The organism is Archangium sp. (genome assembly GCF_036388035.1).
Classification (GTDB): domain Bacteria; phylum Myxococcota; class Myxococcia; order Myxococcales; family Myxococcaceae; genus Archangium.
This window is the reverse complement of sequence record NZ_DASVSO010000853.1, coordinates 1-8,010: the sequence shown is the minus strand read 5'-3', so window position 1 is coordinate 8,010 and position 8,010 is coordinate 1. Positions and strand designations below refer to the sequence as shown.

General features: G+C 68.7%; 8 protein-coding genes. 6 read left to right on the top strand and 2 right to left on the bottom strand.

Going from position 1 to position 8,010, the window contains the following annotated elements; translation table 11 throughout:
* Positions 1 to 886 precede the first annotated feature (886 nt).
* Positions 887 to 2,170: a hypothetical protein gene (locus VF697_RS35250; RefSeq protein WP_331101995.1), complete on the bottom strand. Its 1,284-nt coding sequence runs from the start codon at positions 2,168 to 2,170 to the stop codon at positions 887 to 889.
* Between the two features lie 288 nt (positions 2,171 to 2,458).
* Here VF697_RS35250 and VF697_RS35245 point away from each other — a divergent pair, with 288 nt between their 5' ends.
* From VF697_RS35245 to VF697_RS35220, 6 genes are all read left to right on the top strand, one after another.
* Entirely contained in the window at positions 2,459 to 3,013 is a 555-nt protein-coding gene (locus tag VF697_RS35245; protein WP_331101993.1) for a DUF2378 family protein, read from the top strand.
* A gap of 49 nt (positions 3,014 to 3,062) precedes the next feature.
* Complete coding sequence (locus VF697_RS35240; RefSeq protein ID WP_331101991.1) at positions 3,063 to 3,185, top strand: hypothetical protein; 123 nt, start codon at positions 3,063 to 3,065, stop codon at positions 3,183 to 3,185.
* A 138-nt stretch (positions 3,186 to 3,323) separates the two neighbouring features.
* A complete protein-coding gene (locus VF697_RS35235; RefSeq protein ID WP_331101989.1) occupies positions 3,324 to 4,274 on the top strand; it encodes a DUF808 domain-containing protein in 951 nt (316 codons plus the stop codon).
* Between the two features lie 155 nt (positions 4,275 to 4,429).
* Positions 4,430 to 5,890 carry a hypothetical protein gene (locus VF697_RS35230; RefSeq protein WP_331101987.1) on the top strand — a complete coding sequence of 487 codons (1,461 nt, stop codon included), beginning with the start codon at positions 4,430 to 4,432 and terminating at the stop codon, positions 5,888 to 5,890.
* Positions 5,891 to 5,966: 76 nt separating this feature from the next.
* On the top strand, positions 5,967 to 6,470 hold the full coding sequence (locus VF697_RS35225) for a gamma-glutamylcyclotransferase (RefSeq protein WP_331101985.1): 504 nt from the start codon (positions 5,967 to 5,969) through the stop codon (positions 6,468 to 6,470).
* 133 nt (positions 6,471 to 6,603) lie between these two features.
* Positions 6,604 to 7,458 carry an SDR family oxidoreductase gene (locus tag VF697_RS35220; RefSeq protein WP_331101983.1) on the top strand — a complete coding sequence of 285 codons (855 nt, stop codon included), beginning with the start codon at positions 6,604 to 6,606 and terminating at the stop codon, positions 7,456 to 7,458.
* On the opposite strand, the gene VF697_RS35215 is transcribed toward VF697_RS35220, so the two are convergent.
* On the bottom strand, positions 7,359 to 8,010 hold a 652-nt coding region (locus VF697_RS35215; RefSeq protein WP_331101982.1), incomplete at its 5' end, for an alpha/beta hydrolase fold domain-containing protein. The two genes, VF697_RS35220 and VF697_RS35215, sit on opposite strands and share 100 nt — an antisense overlap.

The window sequence follows — 8,010 nt, the reverse complement described above, 5'->3', positions numbered from 1 at the left end:
CTCCTCTCGGCACCTAGCTGCTCGCCGAGCACCTCTGGGCGGACGCCGCCACCCGCGAGGCCACCGTGGCCCGGTTCATCAGCAGGACGGCCTGCGTCTTCATGGTCTCCACGCTCGGGCTGGGGTCTCTCATCGGCTGGCCCCGCTCCGTCTCCGTCGCGGGCCTGTGCGCCGTCTTCGCCCTCTACGACGGGTGGCTCCAGTACAGCGGAAGGGCCCGCCCCCAGCTCGGAGTCGGGCCCTTCGTGCTTCTCAGAAGAGAAGGCAGACGTTTGCGTGTGCTAGCAGCCGTCAGTGCCACACTGGTAAATCACGCAACCAGCGGGCAGCGCCTTTGAATAGGCATCTTCTATTGCCTTGTTGCATGCCTTGTTACAGCCACCGAGGAAGGTCGTTCTTCCATATCCGACGACGGTAGCCGGACACGTGCCTGTTCCATAGTTCTGCACGGTGCAGGTGGCTGTGCACGACTTGCCTTGCGCCTGCACCTGCCCTTCTCCGGGTTCTTGCTCTCCGGGGGGCTGCTGCTGTGAGGTGTCAGTGTCTGGCGAACCTTGCTCGACAGGTGGTTCAGCGGGTGGAGCTTCCGAATCATCTTTTTCCGCGCCACATCCGGCAATGGAGAGACACAGGGCTGTACAGATCGACAACAGTAGTGAACACCGCTTCATGCAGTTCTCCTGGCAAATCCAACCAACAGCGGCGTTAACTTAAGAACAGCATTGCTCGGTTCCAGGTGAAGCCAGCTTGGAAAGGCGGTGTCAGTCTCGCCCTGCCCGTGGAGCAAGCGAGGAGTGGGACTGCACTCCAGGGCTGGTTGCGTGGTGGTGCCACGCTGCCGCCCTGTGAGCGCTTGAGAGCCCGTCTGGGTGTGGAGAGCCGGAGGCTACGGGACAGCGCCGAGCTGCGTGGGCGCCTGGAGGAAGCGCTCCAGCACCGCCTTGCGCAGGGGCAGGAACTGATCCCGGAGCGCCGGGGAGATGGCGAAGCGGCCAGGGTCCGCCGGATCATCGTTCTCCGTGCTGTGGACGAAGTTGGCCGAGGCGGGCCACGTCAGGCCCCCACCCACCGGCCTGCCACTGTTGCGCTGGTGGCAGCCGCCGCAGGACAGGGCCTGGGCACGGGCGACGACGTCCCGAGGCGTGAGTGTGCTGCCAACCCGGGCGAGCTCCTGGCCGATGGCCGCGTGGAACGGGCTGGGACCCGGGCCGAGCTGGGCGAGGTAGTCATCCGCCACGCCCGGGGTCCGTGAGTCGCTCTGGCCGGCGTTGAAGGTATCCGGCACCGCGTAGTTGAAGCGGTTGAGGTCATTGACGGCCAGGCCCGCCACCTGGGTGACGAAGTGGCTCTGGAACGCGGCGGCCCGAGGATCCGTGGACGCCGGGTTGAACAGCCCGCCAAAGGGGTTGGTCTTGACCGTCGCCGGGAGGAACTTCAGCGTGCAGGAGGGCTGCGAGGTGCAGTCACTCACGAGCTTGAACTCGCGCATCATCCACGGCACCGGAGGCGCGTTGGGCCCGCCCTGGAGGAACTGGTTGGTGCGCACCTGGCCCAGGCTCATCGGGTTGTTGCCGTAGTGGTTCATGCCCACCACCGGCTCGAAGCCCGGCAGCCCCGTGAAGTAGAAGGCCTCCAGCTTGTCGGCGCGAACCCGGGCATCCGCCTCGGCGGACAGCCCACCCCAGAAGCTGGCCACCGGCCGGCACCCCTCGAGCCCCAGCTCGGGGTGCGGGTTGGGCAAGACCGCCTCGAAGATGATGAAGTTGCGGAGGGCGGGCGTGAAGGGCAGCTTGGCCAGGACGATGCGGTACTCGCCGCAGTGGGCACCGTCCACGGGCGCCAGGTCGAAGCGGTTGTAGAGGCCCACCGCCGCATAGCTGTCCAGGTTGATGACGGACGTGGGCAGGGCCTGTCCGCCCTCACTCGGGCGGCACACGTAGGGAAAGCCGTTGAGGGTGTTGCCCTGATCGGTGCAGTGCGGCATGCCCGGCAGGTCCGGCTGTCCGGGCGCCGGGTTCTGCGTGTCCCAGAGCTGGCGGAAGAGCTGCTCCGGAGTGAAGCCCACCCCACCCTGGTCCGCGACGAGCCTGCTGAACACCCGCCGCCCACCGAACCGGGCCAGGATGCTCTTCTCCGTCACGGCCAGCGAGCGGCGGATGTCGAGGGGCACGGGGGGCGGAGTCGACTCGCTCGCAGGAGCCGGGGGGACCATTCCGATCCCGTTGCGATCGGAGTACGGCGATGGCTCCTGTCCATCCGAGGGCAGACCCTCACATGCGCTCAACATGGCGGCGGCAACCGCCACCTGACACACCCGATTGAAACGTTCGTGGCCCATGGAATTCCCTTTCCGGCGGTAACAAATGATTGGACCCGTGGGCCTGCTTTTCCGGGCAACGCCTCTCGCACTCGGGTGGGAGCTTGACCTGGACGGTGAACCCGGAGCAGGAAGGGTCCCATGAGCGAGCGGCTCGTCTTCGCACACACCGTGGAGGGCCTCTTCAAGCGGGGACTCTCTGGAAGGATCTCTCCCGAGCTGAAGGAACAGCTGCGGCGGGTGGGGCTCGACCTGGACCGTCCCCTGCTGCCGGCCTACCCGCTGGACACATGGCTGCGGTGCGTGTCCCTGGCGGCCCAGGCGCTCTACCCGAGCGAGTCCCAGGAGCTGGCCCTGCGCCACATGGGCGAGCGGATGGTGGACGGCTACCTCGAGACGACGATGGGCAGCGCGACGTTCGGGTTGCTGCGGCTGCTGGGGCCGCACCGGACGCTGGGGCGGATGCAGAAGAACTTCCGCTCGGCCAACAACTACACCGAGGTGCGCCTCAGCGAGGTGGGCCCGAGTGAGGCGGACCTGTGGATGAACGAGCCCGGTTTGCTGCGCTACTTCATGGGAGGCGTGCTGCTGGCCGGACTGCGTGGCGCGGGGACGGCGGACGTGCGGGTGGAGCTGCGTCACTTCGATGACACCAGCGTCACCTACCGGTTGTCCTGGGGTGCGCCGGGCCGCTGAAGATTGGTCCCGCGACTTCGCACGGACCGTGTGGGAGCATCACCCCGGGTTGGGCGCGCACGTCGAGCACTACGAGTACCCGGAGTCGGATCACATGATGCGGCCGCAGGATTGGGACGATGTCTGGAACCGGGCGCTCGGCTTCCTCCGGCGCCACCTCTACCGGGAGTAGGAGTTCCGCTGCCAGGAGTCAGAAGGACAACCCGCTTCGCGAAGAAACTCCGCGTGCGACCCCGCCCGGGCGGACTACGATGCGCGCCCGCGTCGCCCCCCATGCAGCGACCCCACCCTCACCGCACGGAGCCTTCACTTGGCCGGGTCCAGCCTGCTCGCCCTGATCGATGACATCGCCACCATCCTCGACGACGTGTCGTTGATGACCAAGGTGGCCGCGAAGAAGACCGCCGGCGTGCTGGGCGATGACCTGGCGCTCAATGCCCAGCAGGTCACTGGCGTCAACGCCGACCGGGAGCTGCCCGTGGTGTGGGCCGTGGCCAAGGGCTCGGCGGTGAACAAGGCCATCCTGGTGCCCGCGGCGCTGGCCATCAGCGCCATCGTGCCCTGGTTGGTGATCCCCCTGCTGATGCTGGGCGGCCTGTACCTGTGTTTCGAGGGCGTCGAGAAGCTGGCGCACAAGTTCCTGCACAGCCATGACGAGGACGAGGCCCACCACGCCGAGCTCGTCCAGGCCCTGGCCGATCCAAACGTCGACCTGGTGGCGATCGAGAAGGAGAAGATCAAGGGCGCGGTGCGCACCGACTTCATCCTCTCGGCGGAGATCATCGTCATCTCCCTGGGCGTCGTGGCCACCGCCCCCTTCATGACCCAGGTGATGTCGCTGGTCGGCGTGAGCGTGCTGATGACCGTGGGCGTCTACGGCCTGGTCGCCGGCATCGTCAAACTCGACGACGCGGGGCTCTACCTCAGCCGGAAGTCCGGCGACGGCGCGGGGGCGCGCTTCCAGCGAGGCCTGGGGGCGGGCCTGCTGAAGGGGGCGCCGTTGCTCATGAAGTTCCTGTCCATCGCTGGCACCGTGGCCATGTTCCTGGTCGGCGGCGGCATCATCGCGCACGGCCTCCCCCCGCTTCACCACGCGATCGAGGGTCTGGCGCATCACGCGGGCGCGGTGCCCGGTGTCGGAGGGCTGCTCGAGGGGCTCTCGTCGATGGTGGCCAACGCCCTGGTGGGCATCCTGGCCGGCGCGGTGGCGCTCCTCGTGTTTCTCGGGGGCAAGCGGGTGCTGGGCCGTGGCAAGGCCTGAGCGCCGCCACTGGCAACCAGACGACGGAGTTTATTTTCCCTGGAGTCCGTGAGGGGCTTGGGCCATCTTCCTGGAAGGAGCGAATAACCCGTTTTCATTGCTCCTCAAAAATAACAGTGAAATCGAATAACCCGCGATTTTCCAGGAGACGGTCCATGCGCGCGACGTTGCGGTCCACCTTCATGACGATGATGTTGGGAGTAGCGCTGGCGGAAGGCGCCGCGCTCGCCGAGGCCCCCCAGGAGGCCCCCGCGGAGGCGCTCCGTGCGGCCTCGCCGGGGAGCGCCAGCGCCCAGCGCTGGACGGAGGATCTCGCCACCGGAGAGGGCACGGGCGAGCTCGTGCGCACCCGCGAGGGCCTGGTGTACGAGCCCTATGCCGTCATGCGCAGGCGTGAAGGGCAGCTCCAGCTCACGGGCCTCTACACCTTCCCGGCCCGCCGGCTGGAGCAGCCCGTGGACACCGTCCGGCCGCTGCTCCAGGCGAAGAGCGCCCTGGGAATGGGCGTCGAGGTGGATGTCCGGGTGCGCTCGGCCAGCGGCGGCTGGAGCGAGTGGAGCACCTCGAGCGCGGGAGAGGCCGTGCGCCTGCCCTGGGCGGGCACGGAGGTGCAGGTGAGGCTCGCGCTGCTGGCGGACGACCACGGCCGCGGTCCCCTGGTGCGCGACGTGAAGCTGGAGGGAACGCTGGAGGGCGGCACCGCCTCCCAAGGAGACGTGCAGGGCCTGGCCGCGTTGAGCTACCGCGTCTATGCCACGCGCGAGGGGCTCGTGGGCGGCACGACGGCCAACGGCCACGTCATCAAGACGAGCGATCGCTTCGTGGCGCTGCCGTCGCGCCGGGCCCTCGCGAGCAACGGAGGCACCGAGTACCAGGTGCGCGTCTGCTACGCGGTGACGGGCAAGTGCACCACCACGTCCGTCTGGGACGTGGGGCCCTGGAACACGAAGGATGACTACTGGAATCCCTCGAGCGTCCGCGAGATGTGGAAGGACCTGCCGCAGGGCAAGCCCGAGGCGCAGGCCGCCTACCAGGATGGCTACAACGGTGGATACGACCAGTTCGGGCGCCGGCCGGCCAATCCCGCGGGCATCGACATCGCGGATGGGTCGTTCTGGTACGACCTCGGGCTGAGCAACAACGACTGGGTCACCGTGACGTACCTGTGGACGACGGGCGGGACAACGCCCACCACGGGCATCATCATCGACAGCAACAACGCCGCCAACGACACGGCCAAGGGCTACATCGAGCTGTCGACGAACTGGATCTCCGCGTCCTCGTCGGCGGGCTACTACGGCTCGGGCTACTTCTACGCCAGCACCGCGGCGGTGTCGGATCCGGCGACGTTCTGGTTCTACCTGCCGGCGGCGGCCACCAAGACGATCGACGCCTGGTGGACCGCGGGCACCAACCGCTCCACGACGGCGCCCTTCATCGTCTACAACGCCGCGGGCACCAAGCTGGCCACGGTGAACGTGAACCAGCAGCTCAACGGCGGCAAGTGGAACACGCTGGGCACCTACAGCTTCTCCGCGGGCTGGAACAAGGTGCAGCTGAGCCGCTGGACCACGGCGGGCTATACCGTCATCGCCGACGCCATCCAGGTGCGGTAGTCGCGCCAGGCGGGCAACCTGGAGGGACGTTGACACCGGACGGAGGCCTGGAGAACCTGGGGGTGCGAACGCCCCCATGTGGATCTTCGGCTACGGCTCACTCATCTTCCGTCCCTCCTTCCCCTATGAAGAGCGCCGTGAGGCGTGGCTGAGGGACTGGGCGCGGCGCTTCTGGCAGGGCTCGACGGACCACCGGGGCGTGCCCGAGGCGCCCGGGCGGGTGGTGACGCTGGTGCCAGAGCCCGGCGCGCGCTGCTGGGGCGTGGCGTACAGGATCGCCACCGAGCGTGTGGAAGAGGTGCTGACCCACCTCGATTTTCGAGAGCAGGGCGGCTACGAGCGGCACCGGGTATGGCTGGAGACGCGCGAGGCCTCGTCCCTGGAGGCCGTGGTGTACGTGGCCGGCCCGTCCAATCCCCACTACCTGGGGCCCGCCACGCTGGAGGAAATCGCCGCGGTGGTGCGCTCCGCCCGGGGCCCCAGCGGCCCCAATCGCGACTACGTGCGGCTCCTGGCGGAGGCGCTCGCCCAGGCCGGCGAGCAGGACCCGCATGTGACGGAGCTGGTGCGGCTGTTGTAGGCGAGCCCTCGGGAGGTCTCCTCGCGGGACGCCCCAGGTGGAGGGGGGCGCTTGCGGTCGGGGAGCATGGGGGCGGAAGCTCACCCCACGACGCCGCCTCCCGCGGCGCGAGACACCCGGAGCAGACACCTTCATGGCACCTACCGCACTCGTCACCGGCACCTCCTCGGGCATCGGGCTCAGCACGGCCATCCAGCTGGCCAAGGAGGGCTTCGAGGTCATCGCCACCCTGCGCAACCTGGAGAAGGCCGAGCCCCTGCGCGCCCGCGCCGCCAAGGAGGGTGTCCGGCTGGACATCCGCGCGCTGGATGTGGAGAGCGACGCCTCCGTCCGCCAGTGCGTGGAGGGAGTGATTCAGAGCCACGGCCGCATCGACGTGCTGGTGAACAACGCGGGGGCGGGCTTCTTCGGCGCCCTGGAGCAGACGCCTCCCGAGGCCCTCCGGCGCATCATGGAGGTGAACTTCTTCGGCGTGTGGCGGGTGACGCAGGCCGTGTTCCCCGCGATGCGCGAGCGGCGCTCGGGGCGCATCCTCACCATCTCCAGCATCAGCGGGCTGCTCGGCCAGCCGCTCAACGATGCGTACAGCGCCTCCAAGTTCGCGGTGGAGGGCTTCATGGAGAGCCTCGCCCAGGTGGCGCGCCACCTGGGCGTCCACATCTCGCTCATCCAGCCGGGGCCGGTGATCACGGAGTTCGTCAACAACATCCAGGTCGTGAGCCGTGGCCTCGATGACCCGGGTCCCTACCAGCCCATGGCCCAGGCGTACGCGTCCATGTTCCAGACGTACGCGTCCCAGGCCAATGCCTTCTTCGGCCCATGGCAGACGGCGGACGACGTGGCGCGTGTCGCCCTCGAGGCCGCCACCGCCGCCCAGCCCCACCTGCGCTACGTCACCTCGGAGCGCGTGCGCGAGATGGTGGCACGCAAGTACGTGGACCCGACGGGGGACTCCTCCCTGGCGTTCCCCCGCCTCGTCGGGAACTGAAGCCCGGGCCGCTCAGCCGCCGAACGCCTCGCGCAGCCGCTCGCCGATCTGTCGACCGCGACGGCGACCCGCGCCCCATCCGTCCCGAGACCGGCGCTGCCGTCCAAGAGGGCGCGCGTGACGGCCAGACAGTCCTCGTAGGCCGCGGGAAAGGGGTGCTCCGGTGAGCGGCGATAGTCGACCGCCACCACCACGGCGCCGGCGTGGCGGGCGATGTCCCGGCACGTCGTGTCATGTGTCTCCAGGTCGCACAGCATCCATCCGCCGCCGTGGAAGTACGCCACGACGGGAAGCCGGGCCTCGGTGCCGGGCCGGTACACCCGCACCCGCACATCGCCGGCCGGTCCGGGCAGCGTCACGTCGGTGACGGAGGCCAGCTCGGCTGGCGTCCCGGTCAACGGCACGACCCCCGCGAGTTGCGCCCGGTTCTCCTCGACGGTGCGCGTGTCGAGCGGTGGCATGTTGGCAACCATGTCGAGGAAGGCTCGGGCCTGCGGGTCGAGGGGCATGGGAGTCGAGGCTAGCAGACGCCCCCGGCCAGACATCCGGGGG